Origin of the sequence: Chryseosolibacter indicum, from assembly GCF_018598585.1 — a bacterium.
Taxonomy (GTDB): domain Bacteria; phylum Bacteroidota; class Bacteroidia; order Cytophagales; family Cyclobacteriaceae; genus Chryseosolibacter; species Chryseosolibacter indicus.
In genome coordinates this window covers 13,824-40,394 of sequence record NZ_JAHESD010000043.1, presented here as the reverse complement: position 1 = coordinate 40,394, position 26,571 = coordinate 13,824, and the positions used below count along the sequence as shown (strand labels likewise).

Below are 26,571 nucleotides of genomic sequence, written 5' to 3'. Positions count from 1 at the left end.
CTTCCTTTAATTTTCAGTTTTTAAATCAAGAATGACAACGAAAACTTTCGCCAGTGATAATTATGCAGGCGTTCATCCTGAAGTGATGGAAGCTTTAATACGTGCGAATCAAAATCACGCCGGCTCTTACGGAGCTGATGTATATACACAAGAGGCCATTAACAAATTTAAAAGCTTCTTTGGTAGTAACATTGAAGTCTTCTTTGTTTACAATGGAACAGGAGCAAACGTACTGAGCCTTCAAAGCGCAACGCAATCTTTTAATTCTATTATCTGTTCAGATCTTGCTCACATCAACGTTGATGAGTCTACAGCTCCGGAGAAATTTTTGGGATGTAAACTTGTTACCATTCCTACCAAAGACGGAAAAATCTATGCTGATCAGATTGAAGCTAGAATTCAACGTATTGATGATCAGCATCACCCACAGGCGAAGGTTATTTCAATATCACAATCAACTGAGTATGCAACTGTTTACACTATTGAAGAACTAAAAGCAATTTCTTCTGTAGCAAAGAAGTATAATCTATACTTTCATATGGATGGCTCGCGAATATCAAATGCCGCTGTGAGTCTCAATGCAAACTTTGCTGCGTTTACAAGAGACGTAGGTGTTGATGTTCTTTCTTTTGGAGGAACAAAAAACGGAATGATGTTCGGCGAAGCAATAGTATTCTTAAATAGCAAACTTGCGGAGAACTTTCGCTTTATAAGAAAACAAGGCATGCAGCTCCATTCGAAGATGCGTTTTATCAGCGCTCAGTTTAATGCCCTACTTGACAATGATCTTTGGAGAAAAAGTGCTTCTCACGCTAACAATATGGCTAAATATCTGGAAACAGCATTAAAAGGTATTCCAGGAGTTAAGCTTACACAGAAAGTAGATGCTAATGGCATTTTTGCTATAATGCCTGAAGGAACAATTGAAGAGCTTCAAAAAGAAGCTCACTTTTATATCTGGAATGAAAGAACTTCTGAAGTAAGGCTAATGTGTGCTTTTGACACTACCAAGGATGATATTGATCGTTTTATTGAAAAACTGAGGCAATTAACTCGTGTTTAACGTTTAAGGAATTTAAAGGCACCTTTGAATTTGGAGTCATCATCTTTTACTGCTAAAAGATAATAGCCTGCTGCAAGGTCTTTAACTCTTACACGAATTCTATGCTCATCTATGATTTCAGTCTCAATAGGCATAGGATTACCTAAGATATTATGTACGGCAACCCTTACTTTACCAACTGGTAGATGCTGAATGGTTACATCCAGGTATTCGACAGCTGGATTTGGAAAAAGCTCTACGCTTTGTGCTGCACTTACTTCAGGAGAATATGAATTCTCCGGCTGTGACTGTGCCAGACCCAAGTGGGCCATACAGCCTATTATTATAATACCGAAGAACTTTACTAAACGCATATTTACCTTTATTATTACAATATACGACAAAATTCAGACCAAAGTTAGCCTCATCAGCCGTTTTATATTGTTTAGATGCCTAAACTCGGCAAAAAGTTTAAATAGCTAAAGTAATTTTATGCCCTTAAGAGCTTTTTGTAGGCCAATGGTAGGAAATCAACGACGTCTGAAGCAATAAGACCGCTCATTCCACGTTCCTGGGCCACCAAATCAGCGGAAAGTCCGTGAAGATATACCCCAATAATTGCTGCTTCAACGCTGTTGTAGGATTGTGCTACCAAAGAAGTTAATACGCCCGTAAGTACGTCACCTGTTCCTCCTGTAGCCATTCCCGGGTTTCCTGATGAATTAAAGTAAATCTGCCCCTCAGGAGTAGCAACGGACGAATTCGCTCCTTTAACAATAATTATTGATTTTAATGATGCAGCGAGCTGTTTTTGCTTTTCAAGGCGCTCAAAATCATTTTTCCATTCACCCACCAGCCGTTCGAACTCCTTTGGGTGTGGTGTTAGAATACTGTTTTCAGGTATAAGGTGAAGAAGCTCGCGTTGCGAGGACAGGATATTTAATGCATCGGCATCAATAACCAACGGCTTCCTAAATTGCTCCAACACTTTGGCAAAGGCCTTGATGGTAGGCTCTTCTTTTCCAAGCCCGGGTCCAATGCCAATAACATTGTATTTTGATAAGTCGCCGGGCCGGGTAAAGATCTCTTCTGAATCATCTACCAGAGCCATTGCCTCCGGCACCGCTGTCTGTATAATCTGATAACCACATTTTGGAATATGAACAGTTAGCAGTCCAACACCAGCTCGTAGTGTGGCCCGTGATGACAAAACACATGCACCCATCTTCCCATAACTTCCTGCTATTAACAACGCGTGACCAAAGGTACCTTTGTGACTAAATTTTGAACGCGGTTTTAAAATTCTACGAACAGCTTTTTGGGTGATGTAAAAGTTATTGGTAGCAGATTCACGCAATCCCTGTTTACTTAAACCTATATCAACAACCGACCATTCACCTGTGTATTTATAATTTTCGGGTAGAAGGAAAGCAAGCTTTGGAAACTGAAAAGTAATTGTAAAGTCGGCCTTTACTATTTCACCAGTCGATGGTTTATCGGCCATCAAGCCAGAAGGAACATCGACAGATATTGTTAATGCCTCTGCATTATTAACAGCAGCAATAACTTTGGCATATACACCTTCCACTGGTCTTGATAGGCCCGAACCGAAAAGAGCATCAATTAAAATATCGAACTCCTCAAACAACGCTAACTCAACTTCATTGCTTATTTCTATGATCTTGAGTTCTCCCTGTATGCGCTCATGATTAACTTTAAAATCTTCTGTTTCACTGCCTGTACCTTTTACGATGTAAACCGTCACAGGGTAACCCCAATCTTTCAACAGCCTTGCAATGCCCAGTCCATCACCACCGTTATTGCCGGTGCCGCATACGATACCTATTTTCTTTGTTGCATCTATACGCGGAGTAAACCAATTTACAAAAGCACGACAAGCCCGCTCCATCAGATCAATAGAAGCGATAGGCTCCTTTTCTATGGTAAACTGATCCAGTGTTTTAATCTGTTTTGTGTCGAGTATCTTAAGCATAGGCGAGAACAACTGGGCCTTAAATTATTGTATATTTGTTTAAATGCTTTCTGGTTTATGGAATATTTAATCAAGACAAAATCGATTGGCGACATGACTGAGGAGCAGTTTTTTCAATTCTGCCAGGAAAACGATTCTATCAAATTCGAAAGAAATGCAAATGGTGAAATATTAATTACGGCCCCAACAGGATCAGACACCTCCTCTTTTAATAGCAATCTTAATCTGGAAATAGGAACTTGGAACAGAGAAAAAAAGCTGGGAATTGTTTTTGACTCTAATGCCGGTTTTACCTTGCCCAACAATGCCGTTCGATCTCCCGATGCTGCCGTTATTACCAACGAAAAATGAGCTCGTGTTCCTAAAGAAGACACAAAGCGATTTGCACATATCTGCCCTGATTTTATTGCTGAGATATTATCCGGAAGTGACGATGCTAAATCCCTTCAGGATAAAATGAAGGAATGGATAGACAACGGTTGCCAATTAAGCATGGATGATCAACCCGAAGAAGAAAGAAACTTTTATCTACAGAAAAAATGGCGAAGTTGAAGTAAAGCCGTTTACTGAAGTCTTAACGGGTGAAGATATCTTACCAGGACTTGCCATTAACCTTAATGAATTATTTTCGGAAGACTAACTACCGATCTACCTCTCCCATCACCACGTCAATGGTTCCAATAATAGCAATAAGATCGGCTATTAAAATGCCCTTGGCCATTTCCTGAAGAACAGAAAGATTAACAAAGCTGCACGAGCGGCACTTACAACGGAAGGGCACATCGCTTTTACCATCTGCACGAAAATAAAAACCCAATTCTCCTTTTGATCCCTCTCCCCTGATGTAGAAGTCCTGTGCTTTAGGTCTTATCTTCTTTGGTACCAGTGCATGCGGATCGAAATCGCGGGTCCGTTTATGTTCTTTGGTGAGCTTATCAAGACATTGTTCTATAATCTTTACAGATTCGTAAATCTCCTGCATGCGCACCCAGGTTCTATCCCAGCAATCGCCTAATGCCCCCATCTTGCCTTCTCCTATCGGGATATTAAAATCGAGCTCCGGATATACCGAGTAGCCATCTACTTTACGCAGGTCTAATCGCAAGCCTGATCCGCGAAGTATAGGCCCCGTAACCCCGCAATTAATAGCAAGATCAAGAGGAAGGATACCAACGTTGGCAGTACGGTTTACAAAGATTTTATTATTGATTAGTATATCTTCAAGTTCCTGGAGCTTCGGCTTTATATAGTTTACAAACTCACTACAACGTTCTTCAAAACCAACAGGCAAATCATAAAACAATCCACCTATCCACATGTAGTTGTAAAGCAATCTTGAGCCACTTGCCCATTCCAACATACGAAGGATGTGTTCCCGATCGCGCATGATCCAAAAGAAAGGCGTGAAGGCTCCAATGTCCATCCCATATGTACCAATAGCAATAAAGTGAGAAACTATCCTGTTAAGTTCTGCCATTAACACCCGGATATACTCTACACGTTTAGGAATCTGATCTGCTATACCAAGCATGCGCTCTACTCCCATTGCATAGATGTGTTCGCAATTCATGGCTGCTACATAATCCAGGCGATCAACAAAAGGAATTACCTGGTTATACGGAAGGTTCTCAGCATGTTTTTCAAAGCAACGGTGCAGATATCCGATATGCGGTACTACTTCTTTAATAATCTCACCATCCATTAACACTTCAAGCCTTAGCACACCATGGGTAGACGGATGCTGAGGGCCCAGATTGATGACCATCTCCTCCGAATGCAAATCTTCTGCTTTGAACTTATTAGGTTCAGAGAGTTTTAGTCCATTGGGCTTAGGCTTAAATTGTATATCGGAAAATGACATATTCGCTAGGGATTAGGAGTTGGACATTGGTCAATAGTCATTGGGAGTAAGAAGTTTAGTAATCTACCTTAATGCTGCGGTAGTATTCCTGTTGTTTATAATCCTTTCGGAGAGGATGTCCTTCCCAGTCGGCAGGAAGAAGTATTCTTCTTAAATCAGGATGGCCCTTTACTTTAATACCAAACATATCATACGCTTCACGTTCATGCCAGTTGGCTGTCTTCCAGATATCGGTTAATGTATCAACTTCGGCATTGTCTCTAGGTAAAACAACTTTAAGCCCTACTTGAAAATTAAACGGTATCGAATAAAGATTATAGACAATCTCTAATGTGCCAACTTGCGGCCCATTATCAATTGGTGTTATGCACGAAAGCATATCAAAATAAGTTGAAGAATTTTGAAACAACTCCTGACAAACAATTTTAAGATCTTCAGCAGGCACCCTGATGTTTTTTGGTGTAGCGTTTTCATCAACAACTACATCGCCATGCGTGCACGTATCCTTAACGAGCGTAAATACCTGATCAAACGACAACATTTTCTTCTTTGGCTAATAGTTTTTCTACGGCCTTGGGAGCAACTAAACTTTCATTTCTGATCTTTTCCTGCAACTTAAGGAAGCCTCCTATTAATGCTTCAGGTCTTGGAGGACAACCAGGGACATAAACATCTACAGGAATGATCCGATCAACACCCTTTACAACATGGTAACCATGTTGCCAGTACGGCCCTCCGCAGTTAGAGCAGGAACCCATAGACACAACATAGCGAGGCTCCGCCATTTGCTCGTAGAGCCGCTTAATTCGTTCAGCCATTTTAAAAGTTACAGTTCCTGCAACAATCATCACATCCGTTTGGCGAGGTGAAGCACGCGGCGCCATACCAAATCTTTCCATATCATAAGCCGTGGTACCGGTACTCATAAATTCAATAGCACAACAAGCGATACCAAAAGTCATGGGAAACATTGATGATAACCTGGCCCAATTAATCAGGTCTTCCAATTTGGTAAGAATAAATCCACCGTTTTCAAAACGCTGGTCGAGTAATCCCTTCATATTAGTCCTTTGCCTCCGACTGTTTGCCGTTGGCATATCGTTCATTAATATCTTTATAAAACTGAGGAGGAACAGGTGATTTAAATGGCGTAGGCTTCGGAACTGGTTTTATCCAATCCAAGTGGCCATTTACCCACGCATAAGCAAGGCCAAGCGCGAGTATAAGAACAAAGATCACTGCTTCTGCTACAGTAAACCAACCCCACTGGCCCCCTGTTTGTTCCATAAATTCTTTTTTAGCAAAGATCGTTGCCCACGGAAAAAGAAAGATGATCTCCACCTCGAACAAAAGAAAGATAAGCGCTACAATGTAGAACTGAAGGTTAAACTGTGTCCACGCAGAGCTGATCGGTTCCTCACCACTTTCGTAAGTAGAAAGCTTTTCGGCATTAGGGCGGTTAGGACGAATTAACCGGGAGACAAACAATGTGATCACAAGAAAAAGAATGCCCCCAATAATAAACAGGAGTATTTCACCAAACTCTGAGATATAAATCTGATCAGCTTTCACAACGACCAAATATAAGCAAAGAACCAGTTATAAAAAGACGCAAAAAACATGAGTTCAAGAGCTACAACATAACCTTACGGGATATGCCCCTTCACCAGAAAGAATAGGCTGCCGGCAAGAACGGGCCATGAAATAGATAGAACGGCAACCAGGATGGTTTCCATATGGCATCCTTGTCGCTCTCATTGAGATAGGGTCTAGCTAGGGTGGTGGTTCGGTGCAGGTAGGGAAAAAGGCCCTTTTTGCCTAGAAAAACCGTATCTACAGCCTATTTTCCCCGATTTTACACTAATTATCCATAGAATCTACTCTAAACCGCCACTACACCGCCACCACTACTAGATTAAGTGTTTACTTCATAAGAATGGTCAGCCTTAAGTTTGGGTAGGTGTGCCGGCGGCATTTCGTAAAGACAGGTGACAGGAAGCTAGTCATGAAGCGGTCTCTTTTTGATCATACCTCCGCGCGTGTCATTTACGCTGTTTTCGACCATAAAAGCTTCCTCATCTATTTTGGCTATTTCGGTCTTCAGTTTCTGAAGCTCGAGGCGGGTAATTACAGTATACAGCACATCAGTGTCCGTTTCGCGAAGGCCATGTTTGCCATAACCGCTTTTACCTTTTAAAACCGTTACTCCCCTACCCATTCTATTGATAATGGCTTTCTTAATCTCATCGCTTTTTTCTGATACTATAATTACACTCGTGTACTCCTCTATTCCGTGCACTACAAAATCCACTGTCTTAGATGCCACCAGGTAGGTGAGAATGGCATACAGAGCAGTTTCGATACTTACAAAATAAGCAGCAATGGAGAAGATGCCGATATTCAGTATTAAAATAAAATCGCCTACAGTAAGAGTGGTTTTCCTGCTGGTGTAGATCGCCAGTACTTCCGTTCCATCGAGTACACTGCCTCCTCTTATGGAGAGGCCAATTCCTAATCCTAAAAAGAAGCCACCAAATACGGAAATAAGAAGGGTGTCTTTTGTTACTAACGGAAATTGAATCAAGGCGATGACAAGTGCCAGCACAATAATCGCAGTGAGTGTTTTCACTGCAAACATTTTCGAAACCTGTGTGTATCCGATTATAATAAAAGGAATGTTGACAATAACAATAAGGTAGGAAAGGTTGACATCGGTTAGCACACTTAACAACAACGAAATACCTACAGCGCCTCCATCTAAAAATTCGTTGGGCAACAAGAAGCTTTTTAATCCAAAAGCTGCAGACATGATACCTGTTGAAATAAAGAAGAAGTCCTTGATTCTCCGTGCTATGTTTATTCTTTTTACACGAAGCGCATTTAACTTTTGAAACCGTTGTACAGTAGACATTGTATGTAAAATAATAAAAAAGCCACAGACTTCGCTGTGGCTTTTTTATTCACTTTAATTTTATCATTTCTCTTTTGTCAGTCCGGGCTCGCGATTCAGGAATTCGTCATATAATAACGTTTGCCTGCTAACCATTGGAATGTTCCATCCATCGATAAACACATTTGATACTTGTGTTTTTGTTTCAAAAGGATCTCCATCACACACGAATAATGTTGCGCTCTTACCCTGTTCAATAGATCCGAGTCTATCAGCTACACCAAATATTTCAGCAGGAACAATAGTTACAGCTCTTAGTGCTTCTTCGCGTCCCATGCCATAAGCAGCAGCAAATCCTGCATGGTAAGGCAGGTTTCTATAATTAACATTGTCATCTTCTGTCTTAATAGCCACTTTTACACCTGCCTTTCTTAATGAACCAGGATTTGAATAAGGTCTGTCATACTTATCATAATCTCTGGTAGGAAGACTTAATACAGGACCTGCAATAACAGGAATATTGGCCTTAGCTATCTCGTCCGCTACACGCCACCCCTCAGCTACACCAGAAAGAATGACTTTCTTTATTTTCTTTTCACCAACCCATTTAATGGCAGCCTGAATATCTTTCGCTGCATCTACATCAATAATCAAAGTCATTTCGCCACGCACCACTGGTAAAAGTGCTTGCATCTCGGGGTAGTACTGCATTTTTCCCTTTGTTGCGGAGTCAAGCTTGTGATATTCAACGGCTTTGTCCCAAACTTCGTTGACCCGTTGTATTGCTTTATCTGTTGCCTTCTTTATTTCCTCATCGGTTCTTCTGTCGAAGAAACCTCTTCTTCCCGTACGGGGATAATTAAGTACAACGGCCTGAAAGCCTACTGCCATTTGATCTGGTGTGTATCCATGAAGATTTACCAACGCAGCAGTACCAGCAAATAATTCGCCTCCTGGAACGGTAAGTGTTGTGGTAACGCCACTTATTCTTGTTATCGGAATACCTGCAGAGTTAGGATTTATAGCGGTAAGTGCCTTCATCTGTGGAATTACATCTCCAAGCTCAGTAACATCATTTGCTTGTGCCACCTGGCCAAATTCAAATAACCCAGCCTTTGTTCCGCCATCAATCATTCCGGGGTAGATCCACTTTCCTTTACAATCAATTACTTCAGCACCTTGCGGAATCTGCACGTTGGTTCCTACCGCGGCAATCTTGCCGTTACTGATAACCACTGTGCCGTTGTTAATTACACCTTTTGTAATCGTTTCGATAGATGCATTGGTTAATGCATAAGTACCAAACTTTGCTTTTGGGTTCTGCGGATAAGTTGTGCCTGCACAAAGCAAAAGTAAAACTGTAAGAAATCTATATTGTAAGATCTTCATTATTCTTCTAAGTTAGCACCAAAAATATTTTCAAACATAAACTCTGCTCCTTCCATACAACGATCTACCTGGTAATCTTCTTGAAGAGAAACAGCGTCAAGATCTTGCTTAGGATCAACGTAAATCCTCATGTCTGCAGGATCCTTTTCACGGTCAAATCTCACAACCCCATCAACAATAGTCATCATTGGAACGGTGTAAATAGAGAGCGGATGATTGTTGAAGATGGCTATATCTGCCTCCTTGCCTACTTCAATAGAACCAACCCTGTTGTCGATACCTAACTGTTTTGCAGGGTTAATGGTGATCAATGAAAGTGCTTCTTCATCGGTAAGTGCACCGTACTTCTGTGTCTTAGCAGCTTCATGATAAAGATGGCGCATTAGTTCTGCATCATCAGAATTAATGGATGTAACTACACCGTTCTTCGTAAGAATAGCTGCATTATATGCAGTAGAGTAATACACCTCAAGCTTGTATGCCCACCAATCTGAGAAAACAGATGCCATAGCTCCATAAGCTGCCAGCTCAGGTGCAACTTTAAAGCCTTCGTTAACATGTTGAAATACAATTTTCTTAATACCAAAATCTTTGCAGACTTTAAGCAACATCTGAAGCTCATCAGCTCTATAGCTATGGCAATGGATCCAGATATTGCCTTTTAAAATTTCCGCAAGGGTCTCCAATCTTGCATTGTATGCAGGAGGCATACCACGAAAGCCCTTCTGCTGTTTTTGTTTGTTGTAGTTATCCCACTGCGTCATATATTCCTTTGCCTGTGAAAAAGCCTGACGAATAACAAACTCAACACCCATTCTCGTTCTGGGAACAATACCGCTTCCGCCATGTACCCTTGTCGGATTTTCTCCCAATGCAAATTTAATTGTGCGTGGCGCCCCTTCCATTCTCAACTGCTCAGGATCCTTAACTCCATAGCGAAGCTTAAGTGTTTCACACTGTCCACCGATGGCATTGGCTGAGCCATGCATGGCGTGAATTGTTGTTACACCTCCTGCAAGAGCTCTGTATAAAGACATTTGAAATGGATTGATGGCATCTCCTGTAAATACTTCGGAAGTTACAGGGCTTGTAGCTTCATTAATGGCATCAATACCTGCGTGAGAATGAGCATCAATTATTCCAGGCATCACAAACATACCTGTGGCATCTACCACCGAAAAACCTGATGGTGCGCTTATGTTTTTACCTATCTGCGCAATCTTCCCATTTCGTACAAGCACATCTGTAGCCTCAAGTGTACCTTTGGTTACTGTAAGTACTGTTCCGTTTTTTATCAGCATGTTGCCTTGCTGACTTTGTGCCTTTATCTCATTTATAAAAATGGAAAGGCATATCATTAAAATTATCTTCTTCATAATTCAGCTTCTTACCTTTTTGGATCTTTTTTACCTTCTATAGAAAATGAGGTTGAACTGCCAGCGCTTGATGTACCTTTAAAAGTGTTTCCCGCAATGGTTGCCTCTACATTTACTTTCAGTGACTGTCCTTCTGCCTGTGTGGTGTAGCTGTATTTAAGTTTATTACCAGTAAGTTCTATACCTTCAAGAGCAACTGCCTGTGACATACCTGCTCCGGTTATTGACCCTGAATACGTGTTACCTTCTTTGGTAAATGTTACCTTCTCTTCCTGCTTCTGCGCTGCTGTTTGTGTTGTTACAGTCCATGTTCCTGTAATATTAATGCCCGCAGGCACATCTGTTTTGGGTTGTTCTTTAGGATCATATTTATACATAAGTCCATCCACGAAAACATAGCGCACCTTTGCTTTTTCATTAAAATATGGCTTGTCACTGATAACAAGGTTTGCAATCTTTCCCTGATCAACACTTCCGAGGCGATCTGAAAGACCGAGAAGTTGTGCAGGAGATGTTGTTAACGCTGCAAGTGCATCATCTTCTGTTAAGCCTGATGCAATCATTTTACGCAAGTTAGATTGTATATCGGATGTTTTAACCGTGAGTGTTGAGAACCCGAACGGTATTCCTGCCTTTTTAAATGTTGCAGCCTGACCTATATATTGCTTGATAGACTCGGCCTTGCGTTTCTCAAGCGCTTCTTTTTCAGGATCAGCTTTAGCGCTATCATCCTTCTTTGGCTCTTCCTTTTTCGGCGGGTTTTTATCATCTTTTTTATCCTTTTTCTCCTCAGGTAATTCAAGGCTTAAAAACACCTTAGCACCTGCAGCCTTGAGTTTATCAATGGCATCCCAGCCTTCTTTTACATCGCCAACAATCACAGAAAAGCCAAAGTCAGCTTGTAAGGCAAGAACGCGTTGTATATCAAGATACTTGTCAGCCTCAAAAAGCACAGGTAGTTTTTTGTCAATAACAGGATAAAAAGCTTCGAGGCTCCTATCGGACGCAGGGCGATTTAAGCCCGCTTTGTTTGAAGCATATAAAGTTTCGTAGTTCTTAGCAAGTGTTGCCTGACGATACATTTCACGCCATTTGGCCATCACTCCAATTACTGTACTTGGATATACCCTTTGTGCAGGGGCAAGCTCAGAATAGAAAACTGACTTGCCAGCAAGAATCATTTCATCTGCCGTTTTGCCTGTTAAAGAAATGATAGCACCTGTACCTGGAAGCATACCTCCATAAGGAATTACCTGTGTGACAGTAAAACCTGCGGCACGTAAGTCTTCTACGCTTTTGTCTGTTGGGTTTAACGAGGTTCTTACATCCTGGTAAGGTGTAATGCCTGCAATTTCCGGCGAAGGATTGCCTGGATCTTTTGGCCTTTCACGATTTGATTCATCTTTCGGCTTTGTGACACCTGCATGAGACAACCCATCAATGAACCCGGCATATATATGAAGGCTGTCTCCTTTAATTACAATTGCATCAGGAGGAATAGAAACATTTTTTCCTACAGAAGTAATAAGGCCATCTTTGAGGACTATCGTTCCGCGGTCAATTTTTCTACCGGGAGCCTGAAAAATGGTAGCATTTGTGATCGCATAAGTTCGCGAAACAGGGGACAACTCTTTAGGCTCTGGTTGTGACTGTTGAAACTGCGCTTCTGCAAATCCCGCAAAAAGCATAGTAAACAAAACCATCACCCCAAAGCGTTTACAACAGGGTTTTCTCATTCTATTAAGTTTAGGTTTAAATCGAAAAATAGCTTAGAAATACCATGTTTGCATAACCATATACACCAATGGCGATAATGATTAAGTTCTGGCACCAGAGGCAGTTTAAAAGGCAACAATAACGCATTATACAGTTCAGTACACTACTTTAACACTTCAATACACATCTCTTTTATACCGTGAATCTTACTGCCATAATTGTAGCGTATAATGGAGGTAAGAGATAAACATGGTTATGAATATGAAAAAGTTGTTTTTAGGATTAATAACAATCGCCCTTATTGGGAAATCGGCCTACTGCCAGGAAGCTTCAGCATCAATAGGAAAAACGATTGTTGTTAACGAAAAAAATGGGGTGCAACGCTGGAAGACCTCGACACCGACATCTGATTTTAATATTGAACTACGTGGCAAAATTGAACTTACCGACGATGATAAAGACATCAAGAGCATATCTGATGATGGCTACCTTGAAATTAACAAAACCGTTTTTGGAAGTAAGCGCACTGTGATCATTGAATCCCAAGGGGGCGGAAAGGTTAAAAAAGAGTACTATGAGGGCAGAACCAAGATGGGCTGGGAAAATGGCAAAGCCTGGTTAGGAGAAATTCTCCCTGAGCTTGTACGTTCGTCGACCATCGGCGCCGAAGACAGAGTTAACAGGTTTTATATTAAGGGAGGTACAACCGCTGTTTTGGAGGAGATCGAACGATTAGAAGGGGACTACATAAAAGCACATTATGGAAAATTGCTACTCGATAAAAATCTTCCTGCGACGGAAATTCCGAATGTGATTTCGACACTTTCAAATGAAATAAACTCAGATTACTATCTCTCGGCCTTATTAAAGGATAATATAAAAAAGCTGCTGGTAACACCAGAAGCAGCAAATGCCTTCTATAAAGCTACTGAAGATATCAGCTCGGATTACTATAAGTCAATGGTGTTAAAAGACGCATTAAAAAGTTCTACTGCATCACTTCCTCAGATAAAAACAATCCTGCGATCTGCGTCTACCATAAACTCTGATTATTATTTGTCAGTAGTACTTACCTCTTTACTGGAAAGCAAAACACTAGATAATGAAACATTAAATGAAGTTATTGTTACTTCAAAAAACATTTCTTCTGATTACTACAGAACACAGGTTCTTGAAAAAGCACTTAAGAATGGAAGTATTTCCAATACCTCCACTAAAGTTGTTATAGACGCTCTTTCTGATGTTGGGTCCGATTACTACAAGACTTCCGTATTTAATTCATTAGCAGAAAAAACACAGCTAGATCCAAGCTTGCAAATAGATATTGCGAACGTGTTGCGAAACTCAGTAAGCTCTGATTACTATGCATCAATTACGATAACAAAGATTCTGCAAAATCAAAAGCTCAACAACGAATCATTACAACAATTGCTACAAGCTGCAGGCAGCTTAAACTCATCCACCTATGCTTCGAATGTATTTGAAGAATTTGCTAAAAAAGATTTAAGTAGTGCTCAACTTATTCAAATACTAAAGGCGACAGAAACGATAGATTCAGATCATTATCTTTCTTCTGTGCTACAGCGCCTTGCACCACAGGTAAAAACAGCAGATGCGTCTGTAAAAGACGCATACCGTCATGCAGCAAAAAGTATAGATTCTGAAACATATTACGGCAGAGCCTTGAAAGCAATTGAGTAACTAATTCAATATAAGTAGTATCTTAGATTACAAGTTTAAGAAGATGCAAGTGATTTTCCGGAAGTGGACCTTTATCATTACTGTAGGGGCTATTCTCATGGTGCTCTTCTATGGATACCTTTACTTTAGCGAGAGTGGCAAATTTCTTTCTGTTTCAGAAAACCTCAATGGCATCCTGTTAAGCATATTAACAGGAGCAATAGTGAGCTCTTCGATATATCTGGCAAATACTTTACTGGATAGATGGATAGCATGGAAGAATAATTTTGCAGCCAGATTTATTACAGGTTATTTTGTTAACGTAATTATTTCCCTTGCTATTTGTTTAGCTTCAGCAGTTCTTTTCACCAATATTTTTCCTGTAAACGTGTTTGGAAGAGGCCTTTCAGTAAACGATGATGATGTTATTTGGAAGATTGGAATACTCATGCTTGCATCTGTATTCATTTATAAGATAATCTATGCCTTGCTCTACTCTTACCAACATTACGCAGTAGCACAAATTGAAAACTTACAGAACGAAAGAAGGCAATTGGAACTACAGTTTGAAGCACTGAAAGCACAGGTAAGTCCTCATTATCTGTTTAATAGTCTTAATACAATTTCATCGCTTCTATTCAAAGACCTGCCATCAGCGGAGCAGTTTATAAGAAGGTTAGCACAAACCTATCAATATATACTTTCTACTCAGGATAAGAAGTATGTGTTACTAAAAGATGAGTTAGAATTTGTAAAGTCGTATTATTACTTGCTAAGAATACGATTTCAACAACAACTTGATTTGGATATCAATGTGCCTTCGGGTATTATGAATACTAAAATTCCTCCGTTGACATTGCAGATGCTGGTAGAGAACGCAGTAAAGCACAATAATCTTTCAGGCGACAAAAAACTCTTCATTTACATTACAGCGCAAGACAATACATTTTTAAAAGTAATAAATACCAAGACCGAGAGCAGTAAATCAATTAACTCATTTCATGTGGGGCTGGAAAACATTAAAAGACGTTACCAGTTTTTTACCAATACTGCTATACAAATAAAGGATGATGAAAAGTTTATGGTCTCTTTACCTGTTATTCATTCAGCCACTGAGTTTGCAGAACATAAATTCTCAGCATGAGTAAGTTACCATCGGCAGCATTTCATAAAGAAATTAAGCGGTACTTTATCAATAATCCGCTCTTTAGAATAATTGCACCTGTTATTTATGGTGTATTGATCTACCTTTTGATACTTCTGATCAACAATAATGTAACGCAAATCAACGATCTCTTCAGCAGCGAGGAAGTATATGTATGCATTGGCTTATCTTACATTGCATTCGAAAGTATCCGCTTTATTATTATACTGACTCATAAATATCTTAAATCTGATTTTTCACTTTCAAGAATAATTATTCAACTTCTCGTTACAACAGGGTTAACCCTACTGCTTGTTGTTACGTGTCTTAAAATTTATTTCAACACTGTTTACGGATTCAGCATCAGCACCACTCAACTACTGATATTTACGATAATCTTCATTGTAACAGCGTTGCTATATAACGTTCTGTACTTCAGCAATTACTACCTACAGAAAGAAAACACGATAAAAATAAACTCTGAAAAGCAACAACAACAGGTGCTTGAGATGGAAATGATGGAATTTAAAAACGAAATAAATCCGGATCTGCTTTATGAGAGCCTGGAAAGTACTATTGCGCTCATGTATCGGGACATTGATCAGGCAGAGGAATATATTGATTGCCTGGCCAGTACATATCGTTATGTTCTTACCAATCGCTACCAGGAAGTTGTTACTGTGTCAGAAGAGGTTAATGCAGCAAGGAATATTGTAAGACTGCTTAACGAAAAGTATTATGGACAGATAAAATTTAACCCCACTTTTGATGAGAATGAACTGGATGCGGTGTTAGTACCAGGTTCTCTACCTATCATTATCGAAAGTATGGTTAGAAACACCATCGTCACACGCTTTGAACCATTTGTCATTAACTGTTATATTGAGGATGATTATCTTACAGTGCAAGCCAAGCTTAACGAACGGCTAATTCTTCATGAAACAAGTACAAATGCAATAACAAGACTACAGAAGTCTTACACGCTTTACACTGACTTGCCGGTTATCAGGGTAAAAGCATACGACGAAAATTATATTAAATTACCGTTAATACGTATCGCAGAAGAAGTTTGAGAAACCCAGATGAAGGTAATTATAGTTGAAGACGAGGCACCAGCTGCAGAGAAATTAGAACGCTATCTGCTTAAATATGATGCTAATACAAAGGTGCTTGCAAGATTAGATTCCGTGAGAAGCACTGTTGAGTGGCTGCAGATAAATCAGGAACTGATTGATTTGATCTTCATGGACATTCAACTTATTGATGGTTTAAGCTTTCAGGTTTTTCAGCAGGTAAAGGTGAAGAAACCAGTAATATTCACTACAGCGTTTAATGAGTTTGCCCTCGATGCTTTTAAAGTAAACAGCATCGATTATTTATTAAAGCCCATCACATTTACTGATCTTTCTGCCAGTTTACAAAAGTTGGAGACGCTTCGGGAACAACTTCAACCTGGCCAGGACCAAAGCCAGAAAATTCAACACGCATTTTCCAGCTTAAAAACCAAAGACTATAAGACCAGGTTCATGGTAAAATTAGGAGAACATATCCGTTCTATTACTGCGGAAAATATCAGTTTACTTTATGCCGAAGGTAGAGATGCGTTTCTATTAACAACTCAAAACAAAAAATTTATTATTGACTATACGCTCGAAGCACTTGAGGATATTCTTGACCCTGCTGTTTTCTTTCGGCTCAACAGAACCTTTATCGTTAATATTAATGCAGTAAAGGACGTAATTGTTTATTCTAACAGCAGATTAAAAATAATCTTACAGCAGGAATTCGACAAAGAAATTATTGTAAGCAGGGAAAAAGTAAACGATTTTAAAGAATGGTTTGATGGCGTGCGTAAAACTTAGCCGCCTACACGCTTAGCCTGATATCCCTCTTTTGTCAGAATATCAACTGCTTTGTCACGCACATCACCTTGAATAAGAATTTCACCATCTTTGGATGAACCGCCGACGCCACACTTTGATTTAAGCATTTTTGTCAAGGCTTCAAGGTCCTGTGTTGTTCCAATAAAACCACTAATGAGTGTTACTTGCTTGCCTGCCCTCCCGCTTTTATCAAGCGAAACCTTAAGCTTTTGTTGCTTCGGCGGAAGTGTCATATTTTCCCCAGACGACTGATACTCAAACTGAAAACTTGAATCTGTAGAGTAAACAACGCCTTCTCTTTTTTTCCAATCGTTTTTCTTACTCATAAATGTATCATTGTGTAAATAACACCAGTTAATATTAAGAGCATAAAGCTAATCACTCCTGCATTAAATCCATAGTCAATCCGTTTTCTATGGAGTATACCAAAACATGAAGTAGCCAGCAGTGAAAGCGGTGCAAAGCTGAAAGTACCGTAAATTGATTTGGTTATTCCTATTTGTTTGGTTGCACTTGCCACCCGGAAAGGAACGTGAAGGATCAACGAGTTAACAATATAAACCGCACTACCCGCTTCGAAATGATTAGCATACTGATACGGTATTCTCACTTCTTCCCCCCTATTTGTTTTAATAAGCCACCACGCCTCCGTATTTCTTCCATTAAATGCCTTTTCTGAATCTGCTTCTATAATCGTGGCAATGAGCTCGCGCGGAGGAAGTATAAAATCAACAACAAGAACCAAACACAAGGCAAACGTAATATAAACCACTTTATTGGCGAGAGGTAAGTACGCTGCCATTAACTCAAACATTCTTTCGCGTTCAGTCTTAACCTTATAATTCGGCCTTCTTTTCCGATAGGCAGGATCGCGATGAGCGGGAGGCCGCGGTTGCATAGGTATGCTTCCGGCAAATGGATCAGACATCCTTGCATCATACAGAGCTTTTGCGGTGGAATCGCTTAGTACTTCATAAGCTTCATTTATTTCTTTGAACTGCTGCTCAGCTGAAGGATCAGGATTTTTATCAGGATGGAATTGTACAGCCAATCTTCGAAAAGCTCTTTTTATTTCGACTTCACTTGCCTGCTTGTGAACTCCTAAAATTGCATAGTAATCCTTCATGATAAAAAAAGCCCCAATAAGGGGCTCTCAATTTATAGAATTTCCTTAGTTAACTTCTGCTCTTCGTTACATAAGTAAGCACAGGTCTTTTAGCATGGGAAACTACATCTTCCGCGATACTTCCTGCGAGCACGTGTGCAAACCCTGTCCGGCCATGCGTAGCCATACCTATCAGATCAGCATCTATGCTATCTGCAAAGTAAATGATACCTTCTTCTTCACTAAGATCGTTAAAAACGTTAATCGTATAGTTTTCAAGTCTAAGCTTCTTAGCAAAATCCTGCATGTACTTTTTTACAACGGCATCGCGCTGGAAGTTACCCGGTGTGTTTACTCTTACCAGGTGAACAGTTGAATTATACAACGTCTGTGTACGTCTTATTATTTTACTGAAGACCTCTTCATCTTTGCTCATAGAAGTAGCATAGACGATATTCTTAAATTCTGTTTTTGCGGGCTTTTTGTGAACTGTAAGAACGGGGCATTGCGCATGGCGCACCACTTTCTCGGTATTGGTACCTATGATCATTTCCTCCAACTTCGAGTGGCCTGCTGTTCCCATAACTACGAGATCTACTTTATAATCCGTTATTATAGTTCTCATACCATGAAACGGAGTACCTAAGCGTAATTCTGTACGAACCTTTGCCCCAGCTTGCTTTAGCTCTTCAGCAACTTTGGCAAGTTGTTTCTTTCCGCGCTCTATAAGCTTCATTGTGAAGAGCTTGTCTTCCCAGTTACCTGATATATCCACTTCACCCTCGATATTAAAAGAACTACCAGCTGCCTCCTCCACTACGTGAAGCAAAATAACTTCTGCACTTCCTTTTTTTGCTATATCTGATGCAACATCTATGGCATTCTGGGCTGACTTAGAAAAGTCAGTAGGTACTAGTATTTTTTTCATGTATGCTAAATGTGGTTTATATACGTATGGTAAAAGTAACTATTTAGCCGCTAAATTAAAATGATAAAAGTCAGCTCAATAGCCGATATCGCTGTTCCAGAACGATATGATGAAGTAATATATCATTACAAAACACACAATCAGCTTTAATAAAATTCCTACAAGAAAGCCAACAAAAGAACCCAATGCAGCCTTTAAAGCTTTTTCGGAATCGGAATTGGCAATAAGTTCACCTACCATTGCTCCAATAAATGGCCCGAGAATAATTCCAATCGGCCCGAGAAATAAGCCTACGACCAATCCTATGGTGCATCCCCAGATTCCATATTTTGAGCCTCCGTAACGTTTTGTTCCGTAAACCGGTACTACGTAATCAAGCACTGTGACTACTACGGTAATACCTGCCCAAATCCATAGGAATTTTGAATTATAAGGGGAGTCTTCTTTTAATTGCTGCAGTAACAATGCTAAATAGCAGAGCGGAGGGCCTGGAAGAAGCGGAAGAATACAGCCGGCAATACCAGCTAACATTAGAATGACACCCAGGGCAATCCACAGTACATCCATAAGTATTGTTTCAATAAGTTAAATATAAACTTTTATCTGATTTAAGATGCTTTTAAAAGGTATACACCACGTTGCAATTATCTGCTCAGACTATACACGCAGTAAACACTTCTATACGGAGATTCTGGGCCTAACCATTCTTGCAGAACATTATCGTGAAGAAAGAAACTCATGGAAGTTAGATCTGGCAGTAGGAAATCAGTATGTTATAGAACTTTTTTCTTTTCCTAGCCCACCTGCCCGCGTATCAAGACCAGAAGCAAGAGGGTTACGCCACCTGGCGTTTCGCGTGACTGATATAGATTCTGCCATAAGCTTACTTAAGCAAAATAAAATAGAGACCGAACCCGTACGGGTAGATGAGTACACAGGAAAGCGGTTTACTTTTTTCAGTGATCCGGATAACCTGCCCCTTGAACTTTACGAGGACTAAGAGATGTAAGAATTTTGATAAATATTAACGCACAAAAAAGTACAGGCCTATCCCTGAAAAACCTTTACATTAAAAATGTATGACAAGGTCTAAAGAAAAGTATAGTACTACCTACGACTATTTTTATTTCTCGCTGTTACGGTACTTTTCTTAAGACTGATTGTACAAGGGCTGATAAACTACTAATATCCTTTACCTGGAATATCATTAGTAAACTTCTCCATGCCCTTCCTATCCTGAAGAGTAACAAATACAGTCTTTCCATCTTTTCCCCCGAAGACAAGATTGCTACAACTTTTACCCTTGAGTTCTACTTCACGAATTACTTCACCTTTAGGTGACAAAACTGCAATTGTCCCCTTTCCATAACGAGTAGCATAGAGGTTGCCTTGCTTATCGCACTTCATTCCATCAAATCCAAAATCGTTGAATTCTGCAAACAATCTCTTATTAGAAATATTGCCATCGTCATCAACATCAAAAGCCCAGATCTTTCTTTGAACACTCTCATTTACATACAGCGTTTTCTCATCAGGACTTAATGTAATACCATTGGTCGTTCCCATGCTGTCGGCAAGTAATACTGAAGATCCATCAGGATCTACTCGCCATATCTTACCCGTACTCTCCTTCCAATTAGGATCAGAAGCAAAAAGCTGGTCTTTCTTATTTATTGTAAGATCATTTGGTTGATTGAAGGCATCGTTATGAACAAAGGTTGTAATCTCTCTACTCTTCATATCAATCTTCAATACGTTATGTCCTGAGAAGTCGGCGAGAAACATATCGCCATCACTATTAAATTGAATGCTATTAGCTGTGCTACCTTCAGGCAAAGTAACGAATAATTGAACTTCTCCATCAGGCTTAACCAACCCGATTGTGCCATCTTTCTGATAGTTGACAACATAAAGGTTACCAGCTTTATCAAAAGCAGGGCCTTCTATATTGTTGGTAAAAATGTTTTCAGCTGTTAGATCTTCAGATTTGAAGAGAGACTCATCATTACGTTGTGTGCATGAAACACACACAATGATGTTTAAAAGTATTAAGATGCCTGGCTTCATTGTGATAGTTAAATATTATCAATGATAGCAAACATTTAAATCAAATAAAACGAAAAAAGCCCCCTGCTAGCAGGAAGGCTTTTTAAACTACTTACCCAAACTATCTTTAGTATCTTAGAATTTAATCGACTTTGTATAACCAGTCTTATCTGTTACTTCAAACGTATATGAAGGTGAAACGTTAGCCAGTTTGTAAAGTTGTGCAAAGTCACCAGAGATTTCTTTGCTTTCAGAGTAAACCAGGTTGTTGTTGTTATCATAGATTTTCAAGTTGATAACATCACTACCAGTGTTAGCGATAGCAACAAGGAACTTACCTGCTTCATTGTTCATCTTGCTTACGTGAATATGTTTGATGCTTCTTTTAGGTTGGTAAACAACTTTTTCAGCTTTTTTACCAAGAGCATCTATTACTTCAACAGTATATTCACCATTTGCAAGACCTGTGAAATTAAGAGGGCAGATAAAACCATCTACTCCATTAATCACCTCTGTTAAAATCAAAGCACCTGAAGCATTGTAAATGTTCAGTTTCACCTTGCCAGTAGTTTCTCCCTTATAAACTAACTTAAATACTTCAGTTCCTTTAACTGGGAATACGGCAAGACCGGTTTTCTTAGGCTCATCCTCACCTGCAAATGCTACAGCTGAGCTCACTACCATTACAAGCGCTGCGATGATCAGAGATTTGAATTTCATAATTGTATTTGTTTTTTGTTTCTGTTTACAATACAAATGTACGCGACCCATCAATAGAAGATTAAAACTTGTAATGAAACAATATCTTTTATTAGAAATAACGTTTGCAGAATTGTAGCTGCAGTTTTTGCTTGAAAAAAGAAAGAAAGAGAAGCTTGAAACGGTTTCGGAGACAAAACTTTTGCTTCTAACGTTTGCACTAGTGGCTTTATAACACCTTTACAAAAACAAAAAAGCCATATCCTACGATATGGCTTTTGAAATCTTTAGTTGTAATGAATACGAATTAGCGAATGAAATTCTTAGTAAGTAAATGATTTTAAAATTCCGTTCTGATCTGAGACTTCAAATACTATATTACCATTGGCGTTACCAAGTTTGTAAATCTTAGCAAAGTCACCGTTGATATTTTCAACCCCTTTGTAGATAAGGTTATTACCTTCAGCGAAGATCTTCACAGTGATTTCGTTGTTCCCTTTGTTTGCAATCGAAAGAATATACTTATCCATACTTCCTGCGAGGCGAACAACATTTGCGTAACGATTTATTTTACCGTTGTAATATTCTACGTTTTCTATGCTTTTTCCATTGTCATCTACAACTTCTATGGTGTAATCTCCTTCGGTGAGGCTTGAGAAATTGTAAGGGCGCATGAAATTGCTTACCTGGCGAAGTGTTTCTGCAAATACAGCTTTTCTGTTAGCATCGTAAATCGTCACTCTTACATTGTTTGTTCTTTCAGCCTTGTAAAATAATTTAAAGGTTGACCCTGATTTCATTACTGCCACACCTGTTCCAGACTTTGGCTCATCGATCTTTGCATTTACTGAAACTGTTGCGATAGTAATCACTAAAAGCGTTGCGAGAAATTTGTTCATTGGAGCTATTGTTTTATATAGCTCTTACACGTCGAAATCGTTTGAATGTTTCAAAAACGTTATTAATTTATTTTAACCTCAATGTTAACGATCCTTAAACAAGTTGTAAAAACAGCTCTTTATAGAATTTTTCTCAGGAGAAGCCGGACCTTTTCGCAGAAGCGTTTTTTAAAGTTGAGGTTTCAGCAAATAAAAATTTTTTAATTCAAATGGAAAAAATCTTTACTCTTATCGTATTGATTGATAACAAAGAGCTGAAATTTCAATTGCTTAATCAGGAAACCTAATTTCTTCTCAACAGGTAAGTTCAGAAAACTATATCTATCAAAAAGATCGAGGTTTAGCTCCGCAGCTATCTGATATAATGAAAATAGGCTGTTATGATTCTTAATGTTTCGCTTATGCTGATACTCTATGAAAAGGTCGTAAAGTGCTATATCAGGTAATTCATCTTTGTTTACGTTCCAAAGCTCAACTTCACCTCCCGGGTATTGTTTGGATTTGTAGTTTCTCAACAACTTATCCATACTAAAGATGTCGATACAGCGCACAACAATATCGCTTTCGCCTGAATTATACCTCTTTATCACACTTTCCAGCTTCATTAATCCCCCAACTTTCTCTTTATTTAACTCGTGCGTACAATAAATACCAAAGTTAATATCTGTTGATTCTGCATCCTGGAGTAATTGTTTATACCTCGGTTCAAAGATGTGTAACGGTATTAGCTCACCTGGCAGCGGAAGCAGGGAAAGCGGAAACATGGGAATAAGCATAAGCGTAGTTTTGGGGTATAACAATAAAGAAACGCAAAAGTTAATACGCTGAAGCATTATTAGGTGAGAACCCGCTTTCATTTTTTGTTACCTTTTATAATAGTGGTATAATCCCTGTTCAAAAAAAGCATTTTGAACCTTTTTAGATATAATTATCCTCACGGCTGCCTTCTCGCATTATTACACACCATACAGATGTAGTCTTCTGTAATTATTGGAATTGCTCGGCGTCAAATAAAAAAGGTAGAAAGCAGTAATTACAGGTACCAGCATGTTAAGACTTCAGCAATTCTCAAAGAGCTATGGAGGGAGACAAGTGCTCGCTATTGAACACGTTAGCTTCGAAAAAGGAATTTATTGGGTAAAAGGTGAAAATGGATCAGGAAAGTCGACCCTATTTAAAGCCGTAGCCGGCATAATTCCGTTTGACGGCGACATATTTTGTGACAACCTTAATCTGAAGAAGCATGGTGTTGCTTACCGAAGGGTAGTAAACTATGCTGAAGCAGAGCCTTTATATCCCGGCTTTCTTACTGCAAAAGATTTAATACGTTTTGTTGGTGACGCAAAAGGCAGTACACGAGCCCAGCAAAACTATTATGTCGAAAAGTTTGGTGTTACTTCTTATTTTGAAACCCCTGTTGACACCTTTTCAAGTGGTATGCTCAAAAAGCTCTCACTTGTGATGGCTTTTCTTGGAACACCCAAGGTTATTCTACTCGATGAACCACTTATTACCCTAGATGTTGACGCTGCTAAAGTATTAGCAGAAACAATTCAAGAGGCTACGTCTAGAGGGATCATGTTTATTATATCATCACACCAGGACCTTAGTCAAAACAATTTAGATTTAACTGCAGTTTATAGAATAGAAAACCAAACCCTTCGTTTTGAACGCGCTGGTAAACATATTCAATAAAGTATTTATCAAAGAATTCTACATGCAGAATGCGGGCTTTTTCCTGCTTGTTATTCTGTTTGCTTTTGGCTTTATGGGTGGTGCTGAACATCAGGCGCTGGCAGGCTTCTTCGTTTCAACATTGCTTACGTTACTCATTCCGTTTTCAGTGTGGGCATTATACTTACTCAAGATTATATACTTCAATCAGGTGACTATACTCCGTATAGAAAATCAATTTCTGGAATGTACAATTCTCTTCCCTGGGGTTAAGAGAGTTTTCGTTTTTGCTTTATGTATCATCCTCCAACTAATGCCTGCCATTTTCTACGGCTTATTCTTATGTGTTATCGCTATTCAGACAGGTAAGGTAACCTTTGTTGCATTTGTCTTGCTTTTACTGGCACTACTGGTAGTGGCCGGCGTTGCTCTTTTACAGCATTCCTTCATTGCAAAGAAAAGAGAATTACAAAGTTCTTTTTTCAAAAAGCTTATGGATAAGAGGTTGGCGAGACCCTATACAATTATATGCGTGGAAGCCTTGCTCAGAAGCGAGACGCTAAGCCTGTTTACAACCAAGCTTGCTGGTTACTTCTTCTTAATAACCGGATCGTATTTATATAAAACAGACATCTACGATTGGCGGTTAATGGCCTTTGCAGCCGCGCTAGCGTTTAGCTGTAATAATGGACTGGTACTTGCGCTTTTTAAATTTGAAAACAATATGCTGATGTGGACTAAAAATCTGCCGTTTTCCTACAGTAAGAGACTACTCAATACATCATTGATTCTCTTATTGTTTCTTGTACCAGAGATCATCATCCTTTTTAAAAATTCTCCAGATGTACTAGAGAAGATTTATATTCTCGGGATAATACTTCTTGGATTGAGCATGGTGATTTGTGTATACGTACTCATGTTTCTTCCCATTGCTTCGGGTGAGAATCAAATCAGACTTGTATTTGCCCTTACTGTTAGTTGGATTATAATGATATTATCCGGTACACAACTCTATTTCATGATCGGGATTAATTCCGCAATAGCGGCACTTATATACAGGAATTGCCTATATCGATATACCTGAGGTATCAGGAAAGAACTTTTCCTTTAAGAATGACTTTATCGATTACGTTGCTACCAAAAGCGTATGGAATGTATTCGATGGAAGGAATGGGCTTAGTTATAAACAGACTTGCAATCTTTCCTTTTGTAATAGAGCCGAAAGACGATTGCAACTCGAGGGTATAGGCGGTATTGATCGTGCAGGCATTAAATGCTTCCTGCGGAGTCATTTTCATCTTGATGCATGCTAGGGACGCTATTAATGGCATGTTACCAGTTGGTGAACTACCTGGATTAAAATCAGAAGCAATGGCAACAGGCAAGCCCTGATCCATCATTGCTCTTGCGGGAGGAAATGGCAACCCTAGAAAGAATGCAGCTGCAGGCAAGGCAGTTGGCATTGTATTACTGTTTTTTAAAAGCGCAATTTCGTCTTCACCAATATTTTCAAGGTGATCTACACTTAACGCACCTGTTTTCACGCCAACCTGAACTCCTCCTGAACGATGGAGTTGATTGGCATGGATCCTAGGTTTCATGCGGTATTGCTTTCCGCGTATTACAATTTGTTCTGTTTCTTCAGGAGTAAAAAATCCTTGTTCACAGAATACATCGATGTAATCAGCCAGATTTCCGGAGGCTGCTGCGGGTATCATCTCATTGATGATCAATGCAACATAATCGTCTTTTTTCATTCCCGGAGGTACAGCATGAGCTCCAAGCAGTGTTGTTCTTACTTCCAGGCCCGTTTCCTGTCCTATTCTTTTTGCTACACGGAGCATTTTCAGTTCGCTGTCTACTGTAAGTCCATAGCCACTTTTAATTTCAACGACTCCTGTGCCCGTGCTGATGATTTCTTTTGCCCTGGGTAAAGACCTTTCAAACAATTCATCTTCTGATAAGCCTTGCAGTTTTTTAGCAGAATTAAGAATTCCACCTCCTTTGGAGGCTATATCCTGATAGGTAGCCCCCTTTATTTTCATGACAAACTCCTCTTCCCGACTTGCTGCGAAAACAAGATGAGTATGAGAATCAACAAATGAAGGGAAGACAAAGCGATCTGTGGCATCTATGATCTCATCAGCTACATGGTGTGCCAGATTGCTCATAGACCCATAATCTACAATTCGATCGGCAGAGATTTTTACATAGGCATTTTCCAGTACTGGCAAGTCTGCCATTTC

Annotated in this window: 28 protein-coding genes and 1 pseudogene; 10 read left to right on the top strand and 19 right to left on the bottom strand. The window is 39.5% G+C overall.

All coding sequences use genetic code 11. The annotated features are described in order from the left end of the window. Positions 1-31: 31 nt before the first annotated feature. Complete coding sequence (locus tag KK060_RS16825) at positions 32-1,063, top strand: threonine aldolase family protein (RefSeq protein ID WP_254154934.1); 1,032 nt, start codon at positions 32-34, stop codon at positions 1,061-1,063. Here the strand turns inward: KK060_RS16825 and KK060_RS16820 are convergent. Continuing rightward, entirely contained in the window at positions 1,060-1,416 is a 357-nt protein-coding gene (locus KK060_RS16820) for a T9SS type A sorting domain-containing protein (protein WP_254154933.1), read from the bottom strand. The two genes, KK060_RS16825 and KK060_RS16820, sit on opposite strands and share 4 nt — an antisense overlap. A 116-nt stretch (positions 1,417-1,532) precedes the next feature. Beyond that, positions 1,533-3,035, bottom strand: coding sequence for an NAD(P)H-hydrate dehydratase (locus KK060_RS16815; protein WP_254154932.1), 1,503 nt, complete (start codon positions 3,033-3,035; stop codon positions 1,533-1,535). 57 nt (positions 3,036-3,092) lie between these two features. On the opposite strand from KK060_RS16815, the pseudogene KK060_RS16810 reads away from it, so the two are divergent. Both KK060_RS16810 and KK060_RS16805 read left to right on the top strand, forming a co-directional pair. Then, positions 3,093-3,587: pseudogene (locus tag KK060_RS16810) on the top strand (Uma2 family endonuclease). Continuing rightward, complete coding sequence (locus KK060_RS16805; protein WP_254154944.1) at positions 3,532-3,675, top strand: hypothetical protein; 144 nt, start codon at positions 3,532-3,534, stop codon at positions 3,673-3,675. Before KK060_RS16810 ends, KK060_RS16805 begins: the two are co-directional and overlap by 56 nt. Here the strand turns inward: KK060_RS16805 and KK060_RS16800 are convergent, their stop codons facing one another. The 8 genes from KK060_RS16800 to KK060_RS16765 form a co-directional block, all read right to left on the bottom strand. Beyond that, complete coding sequence (locus KK060_RS16800; RefSeq protein WP_254154931.1) at positions 3,676-4,896, bottom strand: NADH-quinone oxidoreductase subunit D; 1,221 nt, start codon at positions 4,894-4,896, stop codon at positions 3,676-3,678. A 55-nt stretch (positions 4,897-4,951) separates the two neighbouring features. Continuing rightward, on the bottom strand, positions 4,952-5,437 hold the full coding sequence (locus KK060_RS16795) for an NADH-quinone oxidoreductase subunit C (protein ID WP_254154930.1): 486 nt from the start codon (positions 5,435-5,437) through the stop codon (positions 4,952-4,954). Next, positions 5,424-5,957 carry an NADH-quinone oxidoreductase subunit B gene (locus KK060_RS16790; protein WP_254154929.1) on the bottom strand — a complete coding sequence of 178 codons (534 nt, stop codon included), beginning with the start codon at positions 5,955-5,957 and terminating at the stop codon, positions 5,424-5,426. The genes KK060_RS16795 and KK060_RS16790 overlap by 14 nt, the downstream gene beginning before the upstream one ends. A 1-nt stretch (position 5,958) precedes the next feature. Then, on the bottom strand, positions 5,959-6,468 hold the full coding sequence (locus KK060_RS16785) for an NADH-quinone oxidoreductase subunit A (protein ID WP_254154928.1): 510 nt from the start codon (positions 6,466-6,468) through the stop codon (positions 5,959-5,961). Between the two features lie 427 nt (positions 6,469-6,895). Continuing rightward, positions 6,896-7,807 carry a YitT family protein gene (locus tag KK060_RS16780; protein ID WP_254154927.1) on the bottom strand — a complete coding sequence of 304 codons (912 nt, stop codon included), beginning with the start codon at positions 7,805-7,807 and terminating at the stop codon, positions 6,896-6,898. 63 nt (positions 7,808-7,870) lie between these two features. Then, the gene (locus KK060_RS16775; RefSeq protein WP_254154926.1) at positions 7,871-9,175 is read right to left on the bottom strand and encodes an amidohydrolase family protein; all 1,305 of its coding nucleotides are present in this window, start codon (positions 9,173-9,175) and stop codon (positions 7,871-7,873) included. Then, a complete protein-coding gene (locus KK060_RS16770; RefSeq protein WP_254154925.1) occupies positions 9,175-10,551 on the bottom strand; it encodes an amidohydrolase in 1,377 nt (458 codons plus the stop codon). The genes KK060_RS16775 and KK060_RS16770 overlap by 1 nt, the downstream gene beginning before the upstream one ends. 11 nt (positions 10,552-10,562) lie before the next feature. Further along, positions 10,563-12,287, bottom strand: coding sequence for an amidohydrolase family protein (locus KK060_RS16765; RefSeq protein WP_254154924.1), 1,725 nt, complete (start codon positions 12,285-12,287; stop codon positions 10,563-10,565). A gap of 241 nt (positions 12,288-12,528) precedes the next feature. Here KK060_RS16765 and KK060_RS16760 point away from each other — a divergent pair, with 241 nt between their 5' ends. The 4 genes from KK060_RS16760 to KK060_RS16745 are packed head-to-tail and all read left to right on the top strand — an operon-like array spanning position 12,529 to position 16,953. Further along, the gene (locus KK060_RS16760) at positions 12,529-13,968 is read left to right on the top strand and encodes a hypothetical protein (RefSeq protein ID WP_254154923.1); all 1,440 of its coding nucleotides are present in this window, start codon (positions 12,529-12,531) and stop codon (positions 13,966-13,968) included. Positions 13,969-14,011: 43 nt separating this feature from the next. Then, positions 14,012-15,091, top strand: a complete 1,080-nt coding sequence (locus tag KK060_RS16755; protein WP_254154922.1) for a sensor histidine kinase — start codon at positions 14,012-14,014, stop codon at positions 15,089-15,091. After that, positions 15,088-16,164: a histidine kinase gene (locus KK060_RS16750; protein ID WP_254154921.1), complete on the top strand. Its 1,077-nt coding sequence runs from the start codon at positions 15,088-15,090 to the stop codon at positions 16,162-16,164. Before KK060_RS16755 ends, KK060_RS16750 begins: the two co-directional genes overlap by 4 nt. A 9-nt stretch (positions 16,165-16,173) precedes the next feature. Further along, a complete protein-coding gene (locus KK060_RS16745) occupies positions 16,174-16,953 on the top strand; it encodes a LytR/AlgR family response regulator transcription factor (RefSeq protein ID WP_254154920.1) in 780 nt (259 codons plus the stop codon). Here the strand turns inward: KK060_RS16745 and KK060_RS16740 are convergent. The 4 genes from KK060_RS16740 to KK060_RS16725 all read right to left on the bottom strand — a co-directional run bounded on the left by KK060_RS16740 (position 16,950) and on the right by KK060_RS16725 (position 19,574). Next, on the bottom strand, positions 16,950-17,300 hold the full coding sequence (locus KK060_RS16740) for a translation initiation factor (protein WP_254154919.1): 351 nt from the start codon (positions 17,298-17,300) through the stop codon (positions 16,950-16,952). The two genes, KK060_RS16745 and KK060_RS16740, sit on opposite strands and share 4 nt — an antisense overlap. After that, positions 17,297-18,100 carry a DnaJ domain-containing protein gene (locus KK060_RS25340; RefSeq protein WP_437124579.1) on the bottom strand — a complete coding sequence of 268 codons (804 nt, stop codon included), beginning with the start codon at positions 18,098-18,100 and terminating at the stop codon, positions 17,297-17,299. Before KK060_RS25340 ends, KK060_RS16740 begins: the two co-directional genes overlap by 4 nt. Positions 18,101-18,149: 49 nt before the next feature. Continuing rightward, the gene (locus tag KK060_RS16730) at positions 18,150-19,007 is read right to left on the bottom strand and encodes a universal stress protein (protein WP_254154918.1); all 858 of its coding nucleotides are present in this window, start codon (positions 19,005-19,007) and stop codon (positions 18,150-18,152) included. A gap of 75 nt (positions 19,008-19,082) precedes the next feature. Further along, the gene (locus KK060_RS16725) at positions 19,083-19,574 is read right to left on the bottom strand and encodes a DUF456 domain-containing protein (RefSeq protein ID WP_254154917.1); all 492 of its coding nucleotides are present in this window, start codon (positions 19,572-19,574) and stop codon (positions 19,083-19,085) included. A 46-nt stretch (positions 19,575-19,620) separates the two neighbouring features. On the opposite strand from KK060_RS16725, the gene gloA2 reads away from it, so the two are divergent. Beyond that, entirely contained in the window at positions 19,621-20,007 is a 387-nt protein-coding gene (gloA2, locus tag KK060_RS16720; protein WP_254154916.1) for an SMU1112c/YaeR family gloxylase I-like metalloprotein, read from the top strand. Positions 20,008-20,189: 182 nt separating this feature from the next. Here the strand turns inward: gloA2 and KK060_RS16715 are convergent, their stop codons facing one another. The 4 genes from KK060_RS16715 to KK060_RS16700 all read right to left on the bottom strand — a co-directional run bounded on the left by KK060_RS16715 (position 20,190) and on the right by KK060_RS16700 (position 23,427). Then, a complete protein-coding gene (locus KK060_RS16715) occupies positions 20,190-21,074 on the bottom strand; it encodes an SMP-30/gluconolactonase/LRE family protein (RefSeq protein WP_254154915.1) in 885 nt (294 codons plus the stop codon). A gap of 114 nt (positions 21,075-21,188) precedes the next feature. Further along, positions 21,189-21,773, bottom strand: coding sequence for a T9SS type A sorting domain-containing protein (locus KK060_RS16710; protein WP_254154914.1), 585 nt, complete (start codon positions 21,771-21,773; stop codon positions 21,189-21,191). A gap of 302 nt (positions 21,774-22,075) precedes the next feature. Next, the gene (locus KK060_RS16705; protein WP_254154913.1) at positions 22,076-22,651 is read right to left on the bottom strand and encodes a T9SS type A sorting domain-containing protein; all 576 of its coding nucleotides are present in this window, start codon (positions 22,649-22,651) and stop codon (positions 22,076-22,078) included. Between the two features lie 200 nt (positions 22,652-22,851). Beyond that, positions 22,852-23,427 carry an LON peptidase substrate-binding domain-containing protein gene (locus KK060_RS16700; protein ID WP_254154912.1) on the bottom strand — a complete coding sequence of 192 codons (576 nt, stop codon included), beginning with the start codon at positions 23,425-23,427 and terminating at the stop codon, positions 22,852-22,854. Positions 23,428-23,698: 271 nt separating this feature from the next. Here KK060_RS16700 and KK060_RS16695 point away from each other — a divergent pair, with 271 nt between their 5' ends. Together KK060_RS16695 and KK060_RS16690 are read left to right on the top strand one after the other, a co-directional pair. Then, on the top strand, positions 23,699-24,346 hold the full coding sequence (locus KK060_RS16695) for an ABC transporter ATP-binding protein (RefSeq protein ID WP_254154911.1): 648 nt from the start codon (positions 23,699-23,701) through the stop codon (positions 24,344-24,346). After that, complete coding sequence (locus KK060_RS16690; RefSeq protein ID WP_254154910.1) at positions 24,318-25,409, top strand: hypothetical protein; 1,092 nt, start codon at positions 24,318-24,320, stop codon at positions 25,407-25,409. The genes KK060_RS16695 and KK060_RS16690 overlap by 29 nt, the downstream gene beginning before the upstream one ends. Before the next feature lie 4 nt (positions 25,410-25,413). Here the strand turns inward: KK060_RS16690 and hutI are convergent, their stop codons facing one another. Further along, positions 25,414-26,568 (bottom strand): imidazolonepropionase, encoded by a 1,155-nt coding sequence (gene hutI / locus KK060_RS16685; protein ID WP_254154909.1) that lies wholly within the window; start codon positions 26,566-26,568, stop codon positions 25,414-25,416. Between the last annotated feature and the right edge of the window lie 3 nt (positions 26,569-26,571).

Bases quoted from the DNA above. Each gene is read 5' to 3' on its own strand.
- KK060_RS16710 (WP_254154914.1), bottom strand. From the start codon at position 21,773: ATGAAATTCAAATCTCTGATCATCGCAGCGCTTGTAATGGTAGTGAGC.
- KK060_RS16775 (WP_254154926.1), bottom strand. From the start codon at position 9,175: ATGAAGATCTTACAATATAGATTTCTTACAGTTTTACTTTTGCTTTGT.
- KK060_RS16725 (WP_254154917.1), bottom strand. From the start codon at position 19,574: ATGGATGTACTGTGGATTGCCCTGGGTGTCATTCTAATGTTAGCTGGT.
- KK060_RS16795 (WP_254154930.1), bottom strand. From the start codon at position 5,437: ATGTTGTCGTTTGATCAGGTATTTACGCTCGTTAAGGATACGTGCACG.
- KK060_RS16695 (WP_254154911.1), top strand. From the start codon at position 23,699: ATGTTAAGACTTCAGCAATTCTCAAAGAGCTATGGAGGGAGACAAGTG.
- KK060_RS16745 (WP_254154920.1), top strand. From the start codon at position 16,174: ATGAAGGTAATTATAGTTGAAGACGAGGCACCAGCTGCAGAGAAATTA.
- KK060_RS25340 (WP_437124579.1), bottom strand. From the start codon at position 18,100: ATGAAGGATTACTATGCAATTTTAGGAGTTCACAAGCAGGCAAGTGAA.
- KK060_RS16790 (WP_254154929.1), bottom strand. From the start codon at position 5,957: ATGAAGGGATTACTCGACCAGCGTTTTGAAAACGGTGGATTTATTCTT.
- KK060_RS16820 (WP_254154933.1), bottom strand. From the start codon at position 1,416: ATGCGTTTAGTAAAGTTCTTCGGTATTATAATAATAGGCTGTATGGCC.
- KK060_RS16700 (WP_254154912.1), bottom strand. From the start codon at position 23,427: ATGCTTATTCCCATGTTTCCGCTTTCCCTGCTTCCGCTGCCAGGTGAG.
- KK060_RS16755 (WP_254154922.1), top strand. From the start codon at position 14,012: ATGCAAGTGATTTTCCGGAAGTGGACCTTTATCATTACTGTAGGGGCT.
- KK060_RS16730 (WP_254154918.1), bottom strand. From the start codon at position 19,007: ATGAAAAAAATACTAGTACCTACTGACTTTTCTAAGTCAGCCCAGAAT.
- KK060_RS16760 (WP_254154923.1), top strand. From the start codon at position 12,529: ATGAAAAAGTTGTTTTTAGGATTAATAACAATCGCCCTTATTGGGAAA.
- hutI (WP_254154909.1), bottom strand. From the start codon at position 26,568: ATGGCAGACTTGCCAGTACTGGAAAATGCCTATGTAAAAATCTCTGCC.
- KK060_RS16715 (WP_254154915.1), bottom strand. From the start codon at position 21,074: ATGAAGCCAGGCATCTTAATACTTTTAAACATCATTGTGTGTGTTTCA.
- KK060_RS16740 (WP_254154919.1), bottom strand. From the start codon at position 17,300: ATGAGTAAGAAAAACGATTGGAAAAAAAGAGAAGGCGTTGTTTACTCT.
- KK060_RS16765 (WP_254154924.1), bottom strand. From the start codon at position 12,287: ATGAGAAAACCCTGTTGTAAACGCTTTGGGGTGATGGTTTTGTTTACT.
- KK060_RS16705 (WP_254154913.1), bottom strand. From the start codon at position 22,651: ATGAACAAATTTCTCGCAACGCTTTTAGTGATTACTATCGCAACAGTT.
- KK060_RS16825 (WP_254154934.1), top strand. From the start codon at position 32: ATGACAACGAAAACTTTCGCCAGTGATAATTATGCAGGCGTTCATCCT.
- KK060_RS16800 (WP_254154931.1), bottom strand. From the start codon at position 4,896: ATGTCATTTTCCGATATACAATTTAAGCCTAAGCCCAATGGACTAAAA.
- KK060_RS16805 (WP_254154944.1), top strand. From the start codon at position 3,532: ATGATCAACCCGAAGAAGAAAGAAACTTTTATCTACAGAAAAAATGGC.
- gloA2 (WP_254154916.1), top strand. From the start codon at position 19,621: ATGCTTTTAAAAGGTATACACCACGTTGCAATTATCTGCTCAGACTAT.
- KK060_RS16750 (WP_254154921.1), top strand. From the start codon at position 15,088: ATGAGTAAGTTACCATCGGCAGCATTTCATAAAGAAATTAAGCGGTAC.
- KK060_RS16815 (WP_254154932.1), bottom strand. From the start codon at position 3,035: ATGCTTAAGATACTCGACACAAAACAGATTAAAACACTGGATCAGTTT.
- KK060_RS16770 (WP_254154925.1), bottom strand. From the start codon at position 10,551: ATGAAGAAGATAATTTTAATGATATGCCTTTCCATTTTTATAAATGAG.
- KK060_RS16780 (WP_254154927.1), bottom strand. From the start codon at position 7,807: ATGTCTACTGTACAACGGTTTCAAAAGTTAAATGCGCTTCGTGTAAAA.